Origin of the sequence: Burkholderia sp. PAMC 28687 (genome assembly GCF_001577465.1) — a bacterium.
Lineage (GTDB): Bacteria > Pseudomonadota > Gammaproteobacteria > Burkholderiales > Burkholderiaceae > Caballeronia.
The window spans coordinates 550,691-568,705 of the sequence record NZ_CP014507.1 but is presented as its reverse complement, the minus strand read 5'-3'; the positions used below and the strand labels follow the sequence as shown (position 1 = coordinate 568,705).

The window sequence follows — 18,015 nt, the reverse complement described above, 5'->3', positions numbered from 1 at the left end:
GGCGGGTCAGAGATGAAGATTGCGTTTCGGTACGGCATGGTAGGTGAGCGGGCGCGCGACACATAGCCGCGCCGCTACAACACATTGTCCCGTCGATGACGCTAATCGAAACGCAGAGCAGGCATTCACGCCGAGCCAATCCTCAAGCTGCGCGATTGCCTTCGATACAGCGGGCTGGCCGACATCGTAGTGTCGTGCGGTCGCGGAGAACGAGCCGGAATCGACCACGCGTATGAAAATCCCGATCGCGGCCAGTCTGTCCTTCGTGATGCCGTTGGCCCTCACGCCGCGCTACGAGGCATCAGGCTATGTGCCCCCGTTAGCCGGCAAGCACGACGCATGGCTCGTTTCGCTCCCGGCAACCTATCTGCTCGATCGCGAAGGCATGATTGTCCTTGCTTTTATTGATGTCGTACCGCAGGCACTTTGAAACAGGATCGCCGCTTGCCGCATTGAGGGCGATGCAGACGAGACACGCTGCGCATCGGCGTGCGGAGCGTCCTTGAATTGCTTAAGGTCGGACACCGGCGTAATACCGGGCCGCAGCATCGATCTCATCCGGTGTCATGTTCCGCGCGACATTACGCATTTGCTCGTTGATATCGTTATGACGCGTTCCGTTCGCAAACGCCTGCAATTGCTCTTTCGAATACGCGTAAGGCATGCCCTCGAGCCAGGGCGTCCCTGCCTTGTGATCGATCCCGCCATGACACGAAGCACACGAAGCGATGTTTCGCATGGGCGAGCCGTGCGCCACGATATCGGGTGCTGACATGGACGCAATGGCATCGGTGCGCGAAGCTGCTGGCTTGGGCAGATACCCATAATACGCAGCCAGGTCACGCATTTCCTGATCGGTAAGGTTGGCGGCCATTGGCGACATGACCGCATTACGCCGCGCGCCCGACTGAAAGTCGAGCAACTGCTTATAGATCACGGACGCAAACTGGCCGGCGAGATTGGGCGAGTTGGCATCGCTCACGCCCATGGCGCCGTGGCACATCGTGCATCGCATGGCCAGGGTCGCGTCACGGCCAATGGAAGCGCTGCTCGGTACACCAAGCAATTGCGGCGTCATTGCGACAAGGCTTGTTTGCGTCAAAGGCACTGGCGTCGCGGCCGTGATGCGCAACCACTGTTGCGGTACGCCGGCTGCGCTGCAGATCGCATTCCAGACGCCCTGGAACGGCTGGTCCTTTTGTGCGGACGGCAACCAGATGAAGCCCACCGCTGCCGAAAACAGGGCCAGCGCCAGCGTACCGCCAACCGTGACAGTGAACCAGCGGTTGCGTAACGAGAACAGGCGTTCTTCGTTCATCGCTGCGGCCCTCCAATTTGAATGGCCGGCACGGACGTGTCCGAGCGCAACACCAGCGATGCAACTGGATAACCGTAATTGAAAAGCGTCAGGCCGATCATCAATGCAAGCCACAAGCCGAAGCTGTTCAGCGCAACAGGAATGGTCTTCGATTCATGCACCGCCGTACTGAAGCGGAACTCTTCCACCACTACACGCGGCCCGCGATGCGCCCGGATAAGCACGGTGAAAAACATTACCGCAGACACCACCAGGATGAACCCGCCAATGGTCGAGATGATCACCGACATGGCCTGCGCGGCAAGCTCGGGATCGGTGTAATCGAAGAAGGCCATGCGTCGCGGCATACCGAGGATGCCGGTGAAATGCCACGGGAACGTCAGCACGATCATGCCGACAAACCACAACCACAATTGCCAGCGCATGAGCCTGAGTTGCGTCATCGCGCGGCCGGTGAGATGCGGCCAGAGATCGTAGGCAATCGCGAAGTACATGATGACGATCGCGCCCGCGAAGATCAGGTGAAAGTGCCCGGTCACCCACTGCGTATTGTGGATCGTGGAGTCGAGCTGATAACTCATGTTGATGATGCCGCCCGCACCGCCAAAGCCAAGCATCACGAATGAGAATGCGAGCGCGAGCATCATCGGGTTCTGCCAGGGCAGCGCCTTGAGCCAGCCGAAGGTTCCCCGTCCGCCGCGCAAACGTGCTGCGATTTCCACAGACGCGCAGATGGTGAATACCGTCAGAAGGGTCGGCACGGCGACCAGTGCGGTGAACACCGAATGCATGAACTTGAAGCCGGAACCTACCTGTGGGTCGGCGAAAAGATGGTGAATGCCGATCGGCATGGAGACCACGAGAAACAGGATGAACGAGATGCGCGCCATGGAATCGCTGTACAAACGGCCGCCGATTGCGCGCGGCATGATGGTGTAATACGCAATGTACGCAGGCATCAGCCAGAAGTAGACGATTGCGTGCAGCGTCCACGAGAAGAACACACGGGCAAGGCCTGCATCGATAGTCGTCTTGAAGCCGAGCGCCACCGGCAGGATCTGGAACAGGATCTCGATGGCCGCGCCCACCGCAGTCCATCCCCAGAGGTATGCGCCTGCAACGCTCGCAAACATGGCGAGCGGCACGGGCACGCCGCGATTCGCACGCTTCCACGCGATCAGGTTGACCGACATGAGTCCAACCCAGATCCACGAGCCGACCACGACCAGCACGATGCCGATATAGAAGAAGGCGTTGCCGATCATCGGCGGATAAAACGTGTACAGCACGGACGCAAGTCCCATCGCGACCGGGACCATTGCGGTGACGGTACCCACTGCAACCAGAATGAAACCGGCCCATGCCCAGCGCACGCCGATCAACGGTTTCTTCAGCGCAAGCTCGGTCACCGCATAGCCGAAACCCATTGCGATCAGCGTGGGAAATACATAGCCCATCGCCGAGCCGTGCGCGGTCACCGAGCGATAGTAAAGCTCCGGATCGTGCAGCCACGGATGCAGCGGGCTGCGCACCCACATCTGCCAGGCGCCCAGCAACAACGCGCCGCCGAAGCTGATAAAGCCGAGCCAGAAATGTGCGAGAACGAGTCGCTTGCTATTTAACACAGCTTAATCTCCGCGAACCGTTAGCGTTTGCCATCTGAAGGAAAGTGGATTTGTCGATGACCTTCACATGCGCCCACATGCCCTGATGCCCTGTGCCGCAGAACTCGTGGCACGGCATCAGGTGCTCGGCCGGTTGCGTGAAGGTCGTCTTGAAGGTCGAGATATAACCAGGCTCGAGCATTGAATTGATGTTCGTGTTCGTGATCAGGAAACCATGCACCACGTCGGCGCTCGTGGCGCGAAACGTGATGGGGGTATCGGCCGGAATCAGCAGGCATTGCGGCGTGAACGAATACTGTTGCGCGACCACTCGGACCGTGACCGACCCATCCGCTTCTACCGCGCTGCCCAGATTGCTTTCGATGAACTCACCGCTTATGTTGAGCGTATCGGGACGCACGGTCTCCACGCGCGAGGGCGGCATCATTGCCCAGTGAAGGCCGGTGAAGATCGTCATGGCGACAAGCACGCACAGGATGATCGCGACAAGCAGCGCCCATTTGCGCTCGATGCGCGCGGCCATGTCCGCCGATGCATGCGACTGGTGTTCATTGCTCATTGGATAACGCCACGCGGCAGGAAGACCAGGAAATAAAACGCGAACCACAAGCCGATCACAATGGCCGTCGCCACGCCGGCAACCGCGATAGCGCCGTGCGGGCCATCGCGGACGATTTCATCGACGGCAGCATCTTCGTTTTCTGAATCAGTCATGACGTCCTCAATAAAGTGGCGCGGAGCGCAACACGTTGACATCTTTCGCGCTTACCGGCGTGCCGTGGTTGCCCCAGGCGGTACGAATGTACGTGACCACGGCCGCGACCTCGACGTCCGAGAGCGACTGCGCAAAAGGCGGCATACCGTAGGGCATGGGATTCTTCTTCGTGCCCGGCGCGTAACCGCCGTTGAGCACCATGCGGATCGGATTCACGGACGACGTCATCTGGATGGACTGATTCGCTGCGAGCGGCGGGAAATGCGGCAGCTTGCCCTCGCCCTGCGTCGCATGACAAACAGCACATTGCGCGTCGTAGATCTTCTTGCCGAGCGGCGACATGGTGTTCTTTTCTTCGGCAAGCGCCGGTGTAGGCGGCGTGATCTTTTCGCCGGCGCGTGAAGGCAGCGTCTTCAGATAGACGGCGACGGAACGAATGTCTTCGTCGGACAGATACTGGAAGCTGTCGTACACGACTTCCGCCATGGGGCCGTACACGGCGCCGCGATTCGATACCCCCGCTTGCAGCAGATCGGAAATGTCTTCGATGGTCCAGTCGCCAAGCCCCGCTTCCTTGTTCGATGTCAACGAAGGCGCATACCAGTTCTGAATCGGGATCAGGCCGCCTTCAAAACGCTTGGACGCCGAGTTGCCGCCCAGCGCGTTGATCGCGGTGTGACACATGGTGCAGTGACCGAGACCTTCAACCAGATACGCGCCACGGTTCCATTCGACCGACTGCGTGGAGTCCGGCTGGTACTCCCCCGCGCGGAAGTACAACGCACGCCAGCCGTATAGCAACGAGCGCTGATTGAACGGAAAACGCAACTCGTGCGCACGGTTAGGCTGCGCAATGGGAGGCGTCGACAAGAGATACGCATAGATCGCATCGGAATCGGTGCGCGTCACTTTCGTATAGGACGCAAACGGCATGGCAGGATAGAGCAGCTCGCCAGTACGCGACTTGCCCGTGTGCATCATGTTGTAGAACTCAGCCGAGCTCCACTTGCCGATACCGCTCTCCTTATCCGACGAAATGTTCGGTGTATAGAGCGTACCGAATGGTGTTTCCATTGGCCGGCCGCCCCCGAAGAGCTTGCCGGCAGGAACGGTATGGCACGCGATGCAATCACCGGCGCGCGCAAGGTATTCGCCACGGGCAATGACTGACGGGTCAGCCGCTTGCGCATTCGACGCCACGACAAACATGCAGAGAAGCAACAGGGTCCGGAAACTGAACACGTCGATTTCCTCGCCTTAAGGGTTAGGGACAGTGCCGCAAGCAAGCGGCATCTTGAGAGAACCGGCCGCGACCGGAACGGGATCGGCCGGAGCCGGCAACGACGCCAGATATGCTGCTATGGCGGTGATATCGCGATCGGCCAGCTTGCTGGTGATGTCATGCATGCAATCGGGCGCAAGCGTCTTGCGCGTGCCGTAACGCCAGGCGCCCAGTTGCGCGGTGATGTAGTCGGCATGCAAGCCAAGCAAGCCCGGGATGGCAGGCTCCATGCCGCTAAGCGCCGCGCCATGACATGCAGCGCACGCAGGAATCTTGCGCGACGGCGCGCCGTTAATCACGAGCGACTTGCCCAGTGCAAGTGTTGCTGCGTCGGCAGTGACAGGCGGGAGTACAGGAAAAGGCGGCCGCTCGCCGGCAAAATGTTCGGCAATCTGATGCAAATAAGCGTCCGGGAGATAAGCCAATAGATAATTCATTGGCGGGTATTGCCGGCGGCCGTCCCTGAAGGCAAGTAACTGGTTGTAGAGATAACCGGCGGGCTTGCCCGAGAGCCGCGGATAATAATCATTGCTCGTACCTTCGCCTTGCGCGCCGTGACACGCGGCGCAAGCAAGAACGCGCGCCTGCATGGTGTCGGGCGCCTTTTCAGCAGGCGGAGCGCCGGCGGCGAATGCACCCGCACTCGATACCGCGAGCAGCACTAGTGAAATGACGACGCTGCGAATGCCCACCGTTGTGTCCTCAATCGGGTTTTTGTGTCTGTAGTCATGGGCTACAGCGAATTGTTATACGACGCTATTGTGTTGACCTGGACTTTGAAGCTTGCGTGAGTGCGGCATCAGCGAAGCTTAAAGCACTTAAAGCTTTTTGCCGAGAGCCAAGATTCACATGACCCCGCGAATTATTAATCATTTAAGTAATGATTCAAAAGCCCGGAATGAAGTGCTTTGACGTTCAATGATCGAGATCAATAAATGCGCGGAATTTCGTTTGAACGAGGCCGATTTGTAAAGTAACTCGTTAGCGAAATGCCGATCAGAAACGTATGCAAACGTTCGAGCGTTGGCGGGCTCAAGCAGTTGCGTCCCTATGACCAAAGGTTTTATTTGAGTCCGAGACGCCTGGCAAGCCGGTTGAGGTTGGCCCGATCGAGCTGCAATTCACGCGCGGTGGACGCCCAGTTCTGATTGTTGCGCACCAAAGCGTTCTGCAGGACCGTTCGCTCAAACGATGTAACCGCCGTGCGGAAATCCTTGACCGGAGTTTGAAGCGTGGGAGCGTCTACCTTCGCGCTTTCCTGTTGGACATCGTCGAGTCCGAGATGAGCTGCAGTCAGGCTCAGGATACGCAGTGGCTCAGCTTGAGACGCGAGCGCTTTCAACGCGCTGCGGCCAATCAGATGTTCGAGTTCGCGCACGTTGCCGGGCCAGGCGTAGTCGAGCAATGCAGCTTGCGCATCGCTTGAAAGACGCAAACCCGACAGACCCAGCCGCGAGCGGTTTTCTTCGAGGAAACTTCCGGCCAGCATCAATACGTCGCGGCCACGCTCACGCAACGGTGGCACCCGCAGCGGATACACGCTGAGCCGATGATAAAAATCCGCTCTGAGCCGCCCCGCTCTCACCTCTTCCGCGAGGTCGCGATTGGTCGCGGCAATCACGCGGACATCGACGGTATGGTCGCGATCCGAACCTATGCGCTGAAGCTGGCCGTTCTGCAGGACGCGCAACAGCTTTGCCTGCACGCTCAGTGAGAGCTCGCCGACCTCGTCGAGGAACAGCGTCCCGCCATCGGCGAGTTCGAACTTTCCACGCCGGTCCGACGACGCGCCCGAAAACGCACCACGTACATGGCCGAACAATTCGCTCTCCACCAGCGTATCGGGTAGCGCCGCGCAATTCAGGCTGATCAGCGGTTTGTTCGCCCGCGGGGACGCCGCGTGAATCGCATTCGCAACGAGCTCCTTGCCAACGCCGGTCTCGCCGGTAATCAACACGGTCAAGTCGCTTCCGGCCACGATGCCGATCTCCTGGATCATGCGTTTGTGTGACTTGCTGTTGCCGATCATCGTGCGGCGGCTCTGGCCGTGCGCTTGCCTGTACGCGTCGGCGCGCCGGCGTTCTTCCTCGCTGGTCCTGGCCAATGTATCGATGCGTTCCACCACGCTGACTGTCGCGGCCGCAAGGCTCAGAAAAGCGCTGAGCGACGACATGTCGATGCTGTCGAAGCGCGCCGGATCCAGCGCATCGAGCGTAAGCAGGCCCCACGGCCGCCCGTTGATCACGAGCGGACACCCAAGGCAATCGTGCACTTCGAGATGACCCGATACCGCCTGGACGAGTCCGTCGTAGGGATCGGGAAGATCGGAATCCGACGCGAATCGCGTAGGCCCGGTGTTGGCGAGCAGTTGCACGAAGCGCGGATGTTCCGCGACACGAAAACGGCGTCCGAGCGTGTCCATGCTCAAACCTTCAGTTGCCAGCGGCACCAGCGTGTCGCCTTCCAGCCGCAATAAAGCGGCGGCATCGGCGGGAAAAAGCGTGCGCATGGTTTGCAGCAAGCGCCTATAACGCTCGGCATCGGAGAGGTCGCGCGACAGGTCCTGCATGAGCGGAACCAGCGCATCGAGTAAAAACCGCGAAGTCATATTGACTTCTTTCGGAGTCTTTTTGACAAGAGTCTTTCTAACCATCCAGTTTCGCAAGCCATTGATTTCAATAGAATGCAAGTGTGGCATGAAACTTGGATAAAGAGGTGGAGCGACTGCCTAAATTGTGCCGCTCAATCTACCAAAAGGAATTCCGCCATGCTGTCTGCAGAACACCGTGCCATCGTCAAGGCGACCGTCCCGCTTCTCGAAACCGGCGGCGAAGCGTTGACCACACACTTTTACGGGCTCCTGATGAACGAGCACCCGGAAGTGCGTCCGTATTTCAACCAGGCGCATCAGGCGAGCGGCGCGCAACCGCGCGCACTGGCCAACGGCGTGTTGATGTACGCCAGGCACATCGATCAGCTCGAACAACTTGGCGATCTGGTTTCCCAGATCGTGAATAAGCACGTCGCGCTCGACATCCTGCCCGAGCACTATCCGCTGGTCGGCTCTTGCCTGCTTCGCTCCGTTCGTGAAGTACTCGGCACAGAGATCGCCACCGATGCCGTGATCGAAGCATGGGCTGCCGCTTACGGCCAACTCGCGAATCTGTTGATCGGTCTTGAGGAATCGATGTACGCCGAGCGTGAAAACACGCCGGGAGGCTGGCGCGGGACGCGCTTGTTCCGCGTCGCGCAAAAGGTCGTGGAAAGCGACGAAATCACATCGTTCTATTTGCGCCCGGATGACGGCGGAGAACTGCTCGCCTTCCAGCCAGGCCAATACATTGGCGTACGACTCGTTCTCGACGGCGAAGAAGTGCGCCGCAACTATTCACTATCGGCAGCGGCAAACGGCCGCGAATATCGCATCAGCGTGAAGCGCGAGCCTTACGGCCGGGTATCGAAGCATCTGCACGAAAATCTCAAGGAGAATGACACCATCGAACTGCTTGCGCCCGCGGGTGACTTCAAGCTGAAGCACACTGAAAAACCGCTCGTGCTGATCACGGGCGGCGTTGGCATCACACCCGCGCTTGCAATGCTCGAAGCCGCGCTTGAAACCGAGCGCCCTGTGTATTTCATTCACGCTGCACGCAATAGCGGTGTTCATGCGTTCCGTGATTTCGTCGATGCACAGGCGGAAAAGCATCCGCGATTGAAGCGTTTTTATTGCTATTCCGAATCGCGTAATGGGGATGCGCCGGCCCATGGCATAGGTTATCTTGATGAAGCGCGACTCGCAAAATGGCTGCCGGAAACACGCGATGTAGACGCTTATTTCCTTGGACCGCTACCGTTCATGAAAGCGATGAAACGGACGTTGAAGGCGCTGGGTGTGCCGGAGGCGCAGACCCGTCATGAATTTTTCGGACCGGCAGCGGCGCTCGAATAAGGCATGCCGTGTAATTAGTCATTTACTGCTTGCTCGACGCTCGCTCAGGCGAATGCGATTGATTGTTTTTCATGTCTGCATTCGCTTAAGCGAGTGAGCGCCCTGCGTCGTGCCTTTGATCAACGAGGAACTGCGAATTACGAACCCGCATAGATATTGCAGAAGCTGACCGGGCCGACACACGCATTACGCCCTTGCGATCCCGTCACGGGCATGCGCGGTGCGCTCACGCTGGAGCCGGACGCAACACCGCCGTACGCGGCAGCGCTTTCCTGACGATTGGCAAACTGACTTTGAAACGCAGGACTGACGTCCGGATACGACGCATCCGTCACGTACTCCGAACCATTTTGTTGCGCTTCGACAAGCTGCTGGCGCACTTCGGCGCGCGTGAGTCCCTGGGCGAAAGCGGTCGATGAAACGAGGACAGCGGCGGACACAGCAAACAGGGCAAGTTTCTTCATTTTCTCTACTCCGGTTGATTGAGGTATCCCAACCTTGTTTCATGCGGTTGGTACAAGGGCTAACCCATTCTTCGCTGTGTTTATTCCTGCGATCTCGAAAATTTGTTCGCGATTCTCGAAGCACGAAGCACGCGCTTTCATCGTGCTGACGGATTGCGAGACTGCAAGCGTTTAAGACATACATGGGGCTTATGAAAAGCCCGCTCGAAGCTTCGGCTTTCAGCGGCTTTGAGCCTGCTTGTTGTTGAACAGATGTTGCTTAAAGGGCCTGCACTTGCACCGCTGCTCCCGGCACGCCCGAGGTCTGCGGGGCGATCACCAGATAACGCCGTTTGTCGCTGGCGGTCTTGGCGCCAGGCACGACCACTTGCCTGATCTGGCCAATAGCGTTGACGATCGCCGACCCCGCTGGATTCGTCATGAACTTCGCAAGCGATTCGATCTTGCCGCTGCCATCGGGGTTATCGGCGAGTCCCAGCACCTAGGGCGACTTGGGCTCCAGGCCCGTCGCCGACGCCTGCAACACTTGCAGCAAGCCCTGGTCGAAGAGTGCAACGCTGGTTGGCGCACCACCGCTTGCATTGCCGCCACCCACCGCCACCATGTTCAAGTGCGCGGTTTCGCCTGCAAGCCCGAGCGGTTGCGTGTTCTGCGTACCATCGCCTTCAGGCACCGCGTCAGGCACGTATGCAACCGCTTGCGGCGCCTGTCCGATTGGAACGGTCGCGATGACCTTGTTCGTCAGCGTATCGATTGCAGCCATGGCGTCGGCATTTTCCAGTCCAACGTAGACACGGGTGCCATCGCCCGATGGCCAGATGCCATGCGGCAAGTTGCCGACATCAATAGTCGCGACCTGCGAGAAGTCATCGGTGCGGAACACCTTCACCTGATTCAATCCGCCGACCGTCACGTAGGCGAACGTGCCGTTGGCGTTATGGACGATGTTCACGTGATTGGTGATCGGACCTGTATCGATCACCTTGAGCGTGGCGAACGGCGGGCGGGCATCGAACACCTGCGTCTTGCCGGTATCTTTCAGCGTGAACCAGACTTGCTTGCCATCGGGCGTCGCCGCGATGTTCGGGCAGAACGGGCTCACCTGCGTGACCTTCCCGACAATCTTGTGATCCGCCACGGAGATGACATCGACTTCCGGATTGAACGATGAACACACGTAACCGTATTTGCCATCGGGCGAGAAGATCTGCATGCCCGGACCCGCCGGCGTAATGATGCGGGTCTTCTCTTCGTAGGTATGTCCATCCAGGACGGACACATAGTTTTCGCCGCGCACTGTCACCCACACTTCGTTGCCGTCCGGCGTGAAGAACGCTTCATGCGGCGCTCGGCCGACATAGGTCACGTGCTTGACCGCGTTCGTCTGGGTATCGATGAACGAAACCGAATTCGAGCCGATGGACACCACCGCGATCGTCTTGTGATCGGGCGAAAAGCCCATGCCGTGCACAAGCACCTGCCCCTTGTACAAAGGGCTGAAATTGCCCGGCGACGGATCGCCCAGACGGATCACGCCGACCAGTTTGTTGTCGACGGGATCGGTGACCGAGACGGTATTGGAGAATTGCTCGGCGGCATAAACGCGATCGTGATGGCTGATCGCCATGTCGGGCGCGGACGCAAGTCCGGGCGCCTGGCCTGCAAACGCAAGCGATGAAACAGCGCTCAATACCGCGCAGAACACATGGGATTTTTTCATTTCGACTCCTGTTGCATGCGCATGGACGACGGCATGGGCATGGTCATTGTTGTAGGTGAAACGGTCGAAGCGGGTGCTTGCGCTTGATCCGGCGCAGGCGCCGAAGGCGGCAATGGCTGGCCCAATGCAAGGCGCATTGCGATGATTTCCTGCTGCTGCTCAACGACGATTTCCTGCGCGATGCGTCGTAGTTGCTCGTTGTGCCCATAGCGCAATTCCGCCTGCGCCATGTCGATGGCGCCCTGGTGATGCGGCAGCATCATGGCCACGAAATCGTGATCGACGTCGCCACTCGGCTTGATCGTCATGGCGTCCATCATGCGCGTCATTGCTTCATCGTTCTCGGCGAGAAATGGCGCTTCGGCGTTTGTTTGCGACGTATCAGCGGCATGCGCGGGCAGGACTCCCAGCCCCAGGGCCATCGCAGCAACAACAGGAACCGCCGCCAACGCAACACAGCGAGCGCGCAAGGCAGTAAGGCAATTGGAAGACATGATGTGCACCTCGTACGAAGGCTTGAAAGGACGGTAATGCCAGCGCTAACCCATTGGCGAAAGGTTTATTCCAGAATATTTTTGCCAAGTGACAGGCGCCATTTATGGACTTGATGTGAATTTGGCGAGATTCGTCGTAATCTTGTATAAGAAGTTGCGGTGAAGACGGACCCAAAAAAAATCCCCACGACAACTGGAGTTGTAGATGACGACCCTTTCCATAAACGGCGACTCTCATACGGTCGATGCCCCACCCGACATGCCCTTGCTCTGGGTGCTTCGCGATCTCGTGGGTCTCACAGGTACAAAATTCGGCTGCGGCATCGCGCAATGCGGCGCATGCACGGTCCATCTCGACGGCGTGGCCGTGCGCTCATGCGTGCTACCGATTGCGGCCTTGGGAAACCGCAAGGTCACGACCATTGAAGCGGTCAGCGCCACGCCCGCCGGCAAGAAAGTGCAGGACGCATGGGTTGCGCTGGATGTCGTGCAGTGCGGTTACTGCCAGTCGGGTCAGGTCATGTCGGCAGCCTCGCTGATTGCCTCGAACCCCGATCCGTCCGATGCCGAAATAGACGCCGCCATGGCCGGCAACATCTGCCGCTGTGGAACCTATAACCGCATTCGCGCCGCCGTCAAGCACGCTGCCAAGGGAGCGTGACATGTCGCGAGGACTGCTGGAAGCACAAAATCGCCGCGCGCCTGCCGGCGTGAACCGGCGTATGTTTTTAAAACTCGGCGTGTCGGTTGGCGCGGCAATGGGCGGTGGCCTGATGCTCGGTTTCAGCCTGCCGGCCGCAAGCCAGGGCGAAGCGCCCAAAGGTAAGTCGGTGATTGGTGGCGATGCCAACGAGGCGCCGCAAAGCGGTGTGTTCGAACCGAACGCATTCATCCAGATCGACGCAAGCGGCAAGGTCACGCTGGTGATTCCCAAGGTCGAGATGGGCCAGGGCATCTACACGTCGATCCCCATGTTGATCGCGGAAGAACTCGAAGTGCCGCTCGAGAACGTGGTGATCGATCACGCGCCGCCCGACGAAAAGCTTTTCACGGATCCGTTGCTCGGCGGCCAACTGACTGGCGGCTCGACGTCCATTCGCTATGCGTGGAAGCCCATGCGCCAAGCCGGCGCGACCGCACGCGTGCTGCTGATCTCCGCCGCGGCGCAACAATGGCAGGTCGAACCGGCAACCTGTCATGCCGAACGTGGCGAAGTGGTGCATGCGGCAACCAGCCGGCGCATTGGCTACGGTCAACTGGCGGATGCCGCATCGAAACTTCCGCCACCTCAAAACGTCACGCTCAAGGATCCTAAGGATTTCAAAATAATCGGCACCGCGCAAAAGCGCCTGGATTCGCCGGAGAAGGTTGACGGCACGGCGGTGTTCGGTCTCGATGTCCGCTTGCCCGGCATGGTGTATGCCGCAATCGTGAACAGCCCGGTGTTCGGCGGCAAGCTGGTTTCAGTCGACGATACCAACGCGAAAAAGATTCCCGGCGTGCGTCAGGTGATCCGGTTCGACAACGGCGTGGCCGTCATTGGCGACCATACGTGGGCTGCAAAACGCGGCGCCGCTGCGCTCGATCTGAAATGGAACGAAGGCCGCGGTGCAGACTTTTCGACAGCGAAGGTCGTTCAGCAACTCGCGGATGCATCGAAGAAAGACGGCGCCGTCGCTCGCAAGGACGGCGATACCAAGAAGGGTTTCAGCGACGCCAAAACCCGCGTCGACGCCGTGTACCAGCAGCCTTTCCTTGCCCACGCGACCATGGAGCCGGTGAATTGCACGGTGTCCGTGCGTGCCGATGGCTGCGATATCTGGGTCGGCACGCAAGTCCCCACCCGCGCCGTCGATACCGCCATGAAAATCACCGGCCTTTCCGCCGACAAGATCACCGTGCATAACCATCTGCTCGGCGGCGGTTTTGGCCGGCGGCTGGAAACAGACTTCATCGAGCAAGCGTTGAAGATCGGCAAGCAGGTCGGCACGCCCGTGAAGGTCACGTACACGCGCGAGGAGGACGTCCAGCACGACATGTATCGCCCGTATTACTACGACGTGATCTCGGCCGGCCTCGATGCAAACGGAAAACCCATCGCCTGGCAACACAGGATCGTGGGCTCGTCGGTCATGGCGCGGTTCGCACCGCCCGCCTTCAAGAACGGGCTCGACCCGGACGCAGTGGAAGTCTCCGCGGACCTGCCCTACGACTTGCCGAATCAGTTCATCGACTACGTGCGCCAGGAACCCATGGACATTCCCACCGCGTTCTGGCGCGGCGTAGGTCCGACGCGCGGTACCTTCGTAGTCGAAAGTTTCATGGACGAACTCGCGGCTCAGGCCAAGGTCGACCCTGTGAAGTACCGCCACGACCTGCTCGGCAAGACACCGCGCGCGCAGAACGTGCTCGATGTCGCCGCGCAGAAAGCCGGCTGGGGCACCGCGTCGCCGAAGGGTCAAGGCCGGGGTGTATCGGTCATGCACGCGTTCGGCAGCTTCTTCGGCATGGTGGTCGACGTAACCGTGGACGGCGACGGCGAAGTGGCCGTCAATCGCGTGGTATGCGCGGTCGATTGTGGCATGGTTGTAAATCCAAATACCGTGGAAGCGCAGATCCAGGGCGGCATCATCTTCGGCATCACGGCGGCGCTTTATAGCGAGATCACGATCAAGGACGGCCGTGTCGAGCAAGCCAACTTCACCGACTACCGCATGTTGCGGATCGACCAGACACCCCCATCGAGGTACACATAGTCAAGAGCAGCGAAGCGCCCGGAGGGATCGGCGAACCGGGGACGGCAGCACTTGCCCCCGCGCTGACCAACGCGATCTACGCCGCTACCGGCAAACGTCTGCGGCAGTTGCCCGTGGGCCGTCAACTGCTGAGCGCGTGAGGGCACACATGATGATCAAACAACTCGTTTCTGCGATCGCCCTCACCTTCAGCTTGCCCATGCTTGCGCATGCTGCTGCGCCGACAGACGACCCGCTTGTCGCCCGTGGTGCGTATCTCGCGAAAGCCGGCGATTGCGTGGCTTGCCATTCCGCGCCCAAGGGCAAACCGTTCGCCGGCGGCCTGCCCATGACCACGCCCATGGGGAAGATCTACACGACCAACATCACACCGGACCCGCAGACGGGCATAGGCAACTGGACCGAGGAGGATTTCGACAAGGCGGTGCGTCAGGGGGTATCGAAGGACGGACACAATCTTTATCCGGCGATGCCCTATCCGTCCTACACCAAGGTTCGCGATGACGACGTCAAGGCGCTCTACGCCTACTTCATGAAGGGCGTGGCGCCCGTCAACCAGGCAAATCGTGCGCCGGATATTCCGTTCCCGCTCAACATGCGCTGGCCGCTCAAATTCTGGAACATGGTGTTCCTCGATAAAGGCGTTTATCGCGACAAGGACGGGAAAGACGTTGCGTGGAATCGCGGTGCGTACCTGATCCAGGGACTCGGGCATTGCGGCTCATGCCATACGCCTCGCGGTATTGCGTTCCAGGAGAAGGCGCTCGATGAAAGCGGTGGCGCATGGCTTACGGGCGGCGTGCTGGACGGCTGGTTTGCATCGAACCTGACTGGCGAGCATAACGTCGGTCTGGGGCGCTGGTCGGATGCGGACCTGACCCAGTTCCTGAAGACCGGAGCGAACGCGCATGCAACGGCGTTCGGGTCCATGACCGACGTGATCAATCACAGCACGCAAGGCATGAACGATCAGGATCTGGCCGCCATGTCCACCTACCTGAAGTCGTTGCCGCCAGCGGGTGGCACCAACGCGACCGCTTACGCATACGATGCGAAGGCGACCACGGCGCTGCTCGCGCATCCCGCCAACGATGCCGGCGCGAAGGTCTACACCGCCTACTGCATGCATTGTCATGGCGTGGACGGCAAGGCGTTCGCCCCGCTGCTTGCACCACTTGCGGGTAATTCGAACCTGATGGAGAAGGATGCTTCGTCGTTGATCAACGTCACGCTGAACGGCACGCAGGATCTCGTGATCCAGGGCATTCCGGCCGCGTACCCAATGCCCAGGTACGCACCGGTCCTGAGCGATCAGCAAATCGCCGATGTGCTGACCTTCATTCGCGCGGGCTGGAACAACGGCGCGCCTGCCGTTGCACCGGCTGATGTTGCGAAGCTGAGAAAATCGACGCAAGCTGCGCAGTAAAAAATGGCGGCGGATGAACTATCCGCCGCCATTTTCTTATTCCGATGCCACCTTCAACAACACTGGCTGGTTCCGATAATACGTAGGATACAGACGCTTGAGATTTTCGACCTTGGGCAGATCGTTGATCGCAATGTAAGGCGCATCCGGGTGCAGCGTCAGGTAATTCTGATGGTAAGACTCGGCCGGATAAAAGCCCTTGAGCGCGTCCGTTCGCGTCACGATCGGCGCTGGAAATACATGCGCTTTGTTTAATTGCGCGATATAGCTTTGCGCCACCTGCTTTTGCATGTCGTTGGCCGGAAAGATCGCCGAACGATATTGCGTGCCGCTATCCGGGCCTTGCCGATTGAGTTCGGTCGGATCGTGCGCAACCGAGAAATAGATCTGCAGCAACTGGCCGTATGTGACTTTGGTTGGATCGTAAGTGATCTGCACCGACTCAGCATGACCGGTCTGGCCGCCGCTTACGGTCTCATACTGCGCAGTACTTGCCTGACCGCCCGCGTACCCGGAAACTACTTTCGTCACACCATTGACGTGCTGGAACACGCCCTGCACGCCCCAAAAGCAGCCGCCAGCCAAGACGGCGGTTTCCTGATGCGTGGCGCCCACGGGTTCATCGACTGCGGGAGGCGCCAACACGACCGCTGCTTCAGAAGAATGCGCAACGTGCATCGAAAGGAACAGGACGGTCGCGCCCAGGCTGATTGCGCTTAGCAAGCCAGCACCGCGCGAGCGCAGGGCGGCCAAGGTTTTTTGCTTTGGGACATTCATGGTGAGCCTCCGGGTTTGGGGCGCTTTGCGAACGGCGCAAGCCGCGCGCAAGGCACCTTTCGCATCATGTTAGCGCGACCGGCAGACGATAAATGCTTGATGACAAAGATGTAATCAAGAGGTCAGAGAAGGGTCAATTGGATGAAAGCGACTCTTGGCCCGGGTAGAGCAGATCGCCGAGCGCGATTGCAATGGTTTTGGTCGCAATCTTCAAGTCGTCGAGCGCCACCCGTTCATCCGCGCGATGTCCATTCGCGTCGAGCAGCGTGCGCGGCCCCGCGCCGTAGATAACGGTCGGCACGCCTGCCTCGCAATACAGGCGGGCATCGGTGTAAAGGGGAACGCCTTCGGTTGGAATGTCGCGCTGCAATGTAACGCGGGCCGCGCGTTGCAGAGCTTGCGACAGGCGCTCGGCGCCAACGAGTGAACGCAGCGGAGAAGTGACGAGCACTTCCTCGATATCCACGTCGATCCCCGGCAAAGCTTTCGCCGAGGCCAGGATCACTGACTTGAGCTCGCGCAGCACGTCTTGCGTATTTTCTTCGGGAACTACGCGGCGATCAAGCCGAAGTGTGACTTTGTCGGGCACTACGTTCGTATTGATCCCGCCCTTGATCAGGCCGACTACCAGCGTCGGATGTTCGATGCCCGGCGTATTCGAGCGGATATCACGCAATTGCGCGCGATGTGCATACAGCGCATTGAGCACCGCCGTCGCGGCTTCCAGCGCGTCATGCCCCGTATCAGGACGTGCGGCGTGCGCCGACTTGCCGCGCACGGTGACTTCGAGGTGGATTGCCCCATTGTGTGCTGTCGTGATCGCGTATGAAAAGCCGGCGCAAATCGCGTAATCCGGCTTGACTATGCCCTGCTTCAGAAGCCATCCGGGTCCTATCAGGCCGCCGGTTTCCTCGTCGTAAGTCAGATGCAGCTCGATGGTGCCTGCCAGCGCCGCGCCGCTGTCGATCAACGCTTTCAGCGCGAACGCATAAGTCGCAAAATCCGACTTCGATACCGCCGCACCACGCCCGTACATGAAGCCATCGCGGATCTCGGCTCCATAAGGCTCGGCGGTCCAGCCATCGCCCGGCGGGACGACATCGCCATGCGCGTTGAGCGCAATCACAGGTCCCGCGCCGAAGCGATGACGAATCACGAGGTTCGTTGCGCTGATCATGCCGGCGCGGTGGACGTCGTTTGCGGGAACTGCGTGGCGCTCGACCTTGAAGCCCATCTGCTCGAGCCATTTCGCGGCCATCTCGGCGTGGTCCGCGCAGTCGCCCGGCGGATTGTCCGATGGTTTTTGCACGAGCGCGGAAAGGAACGCGACTTCCAGGTCGAACTGGCTGTCGACGCGGGCCATCAAGGTTGCGGCAAGGGCGGAATGGGTCATATGTGCGAATGAGTGTCGGGTAAGGGCTGCAAGCCCAAAGCGATCTGGAGCTATAACCACCAGCTTAGCGGACTCGAAGCGCGACTTGCTAGCCAC

The 18,015-nt window shown here is 59.5% G+C and carries 15 protein-coding genes and 3 pseudogenes; 5 read left to right on the top strand and 13 right to left on the bottom strand.

What is annotated here, in order from left to right; genetic code table 11:
- Positions 1-126: 126 nt before the first annotated feature.
- Positions 127-270 (bottom strand): annotated as a pseudogene (locus AX768_RS32215) (helix-turn-helix domain-containing protein); the annotation flags it as partial.
- On the opposite strand from AX768_RS32215, the gene AX768_RS33350 reads away from it, so the two are divergent.
- Positions 233-430: a hypothetical protein gene (locus AX768_RS33350; RefSeq protein WP_062002873.1), complete on the top strand. Its 198-nt coding sequence runs from the start codon at positions 233-235 to the stop codon at positions 428-430. The pseudogene AX768_RS32215 and the gene AX768_RS33350 overlap by 38 nt on opposite strands.
- A gap of 81 nt (positions 431-511) precedes the next feature.
- Here the strand turns inward: AX768_RS33350 and AX768_RS25425 are convergent, their stop codons facing one another.
- The 7 genes from AX768_RS25425 to norR all read right to left on the bottom strand — a co-directional run bounded on the left by AX768_RS25425 (position 512) and on the right by norR (position 7,593).
- Positions 512-1,318 (bottom strand): c-type cytochrome, encoded by an 807-nt coding sequence (locus AX768_RS25425; RefSeq protein WP_062002872.1) that lies wholly within the window; start codon positions 1,316-1,318, stop codon positions 512-514.
- Complete coding sequence (locus AX768_RS25420; RefSeq protein WP_062002871.1) at positions 1,315-2,943, bottom strand: b(o/a)3-type cytochrome-c oxidase subunit 1; 1,629 nt, start codon at positions 2,941-2,943, stop codon at positions 1,315-1,317. Before AX768_RS25420 ends, AX768_RS25425 begins: the two co-directional genes overlap by 4 nt.
- Positions 2,933-3,502: a cytochrome C oxidase subunit II gene (locus tag AX768_RS25415; protein WP_062002870.1), complete on the bottom strand. Its 570-nt coding sequence runs from the start codon at positions 3,500-3,502 to the stop codon at positions 2,933-2,935. Before AX768_RS25415 ends, AX768_RS25420 begins: the two co-directional genes overlap by 11 nt.
- Positions 3,499-3,657 (bottom strand): hypothetical protein, encoded by a 159-nt coding sequence (locus AX768_RS32985; RefSeq protein WP_086386331.1) that lies wholly within the window; start codon positions 3,655-3,657, stop codon positions 3,499-3,501. The genes AX768_RS25415 and AX768_RS32985 overlap by 4 nt, the downstream gene beginning before the upstream one ends.
- Before the next feature lie 7 nt (positions 3,658-3,664).
- Complete coding sequence (locus tag AX768_RS25410) at positions 3,665-4,867, bottom strand: c-type cytochrome (protein WP_082779080.1); 1,203 nt, start codon at positions 4,865-4,867, stop codon at positions 3,665-3,667.
- 48 nt (positions 4,868-4,915) lie between these two features.
- Entirely contained in the window at positions 4,916-5,530 is a 615-nt protein-coding gene (locus tag AX768_RS25405; RefSeq protein ID WP_082779140.1) for a c-type cytochrome, read from the bottom strand.
- Positions 5,531-6,003: 473 nt separating this feature from the next.
- Positions 6,004-7,593, bottom strand: a complete 1,590-nt coding sequence (gene norR / locus AX768_RS25400; RefSeq protein WP_062002868.1) for a nitric oxide reductase transcriptional regulator NorR — start codon at positions 7,591-7,593, stop codon at positions 6,004-6,006.
- Between the two features lie 114 nt (positions 7,594-7,707).
- On the opposite strand from norR, the gene hmpA reads away from it, so the two are divergent.
- Entirely contained in the window at positions 7,708-8,889 is a 1,182-nt protein-coding gene (hmpA, locus tag AX768_RS25395; RefSeq protein ID WP_062002867.1) for an NO-inducible flavohemoprotein, read from the top strand.
- A 137-nt stretch (positions 8,890-9,026) separates the two neighbouring features.
- On the opposite strand, the gene AX768_RS25390 is transcribed toward hmpA, so the two are convergent.
- The 3 genes and pseudogenes from AX768_RS25390 to AX768_RS25380 form a co-directional block, all read right to left on the bottom strand.
- On the bottom strand, positions 9,027-9,353 hold the full coding sequence (locus tag AX768_RS25390) for a DUF4148 domain-containing protein (protein WP_062002866.1): 327 nt from the start codon (positions 9,351-9,353) through the stop codon (positions 9,027-9,029).
- A gap of 259 nt (positions 9,354-9,612) precedes the next feature.
- Positions 9,613-11,073, bottom strand: a pseudogene (locus AX768_RS25385) (YncE family protein).
- Positions 11,070-11,495 (bottom strand): DUF305 domain-containing protein, encoded by a 426-nt coding sequence (locus AX768_RS25380; protein ID WP_155524367.1) that lies wholly within the window; start codon positions 11,493-11,495, stop codon positions 11,070-11,072. The pseudogene AX768_RS25385 and the gene AX768_RS25380 overlap by 4 nt, the downstream one beginning before the upstream one ends.
- A 277-nt stretch (positions 11,496-11,772) precedes the next feature.
- Here AX768_RS25380 and AX768_RS25375 point away from each other — a divergent pair, with 277 nt between their 5' ends.
- The 3 genes and pseudogenes from AX768_RS25375 to AX768_RS25365 all read left to right on the top strand — a co-directional run bounded on the left by AX768_RS25375 (position 11,773) and on the right by AX768_RS25365 (position 15,749).
- Positions 11,773-12,228, top strand: coding sequence for a (2Fe-2S)-binding protein (locus AX768_RS25375; protein ID WP_062002864.1), 456 nt, complete (start codon positions 11,773-11,775; stop codon positions 12,226-12,228).
- A gap of 1 nt (position 12,229) precedes the next feature.
- Positions 12,230-14,463: pseudogene (locus tag AX768_RS25370) on the top strand (molybdopterin cofactor-binding domain-containing protein).
- An 8-nt stretch (positions 14,464-14,471) separates the two neighbouring features.
- The gene (locus tag AX768_RS25365) at positions 14,472-15,749 is read left to right on the top strand and encodes a c-type cytochrome (protein ID WP_062002863.1); all 1,278 of its coding nucleotides are present in this window, start codon (positions 14,472-14,474) and stop codon (positions 15,747-15,749) included.
- Between the two features lie 36 nt (positions 15,750-15,785).
- Here the strand turns inward: AX768_RS25365 and msrA are convergent, their stop codons facing one another.
- Together msrA and AX768_RS25355 are read right to left on the bottom strand one after the other, a co-directional pair.
- Positions 15,786-16,526, bottom strand: coding sequence for a peptide-methionine (S)-S-oxide reductase MsrA (gene msrA, locus AX768_RS25360; protein WP_062002862.1), 741 nt, complete (start codon positions 16,524-16,526; stop codon positions 15,786-15,788).
- A 133-nt stretch (positions 16,527-16,659) separates the two neighbouring features.
- The gene (locus AX768_RS25355; protein ID WP_062002861.1) at positions 16,660-17,919 is read right to left on the bottom strand and encodes an ArgE/DapE family deacylase; all 1,260 of its coding nucleotides are present in this window, start codon (positions 17,917-17,919) and stop codon (positions 16,660-16,662) included.
- Positions 17,920-18,015 lie beyond the last annotated feature (96 nt).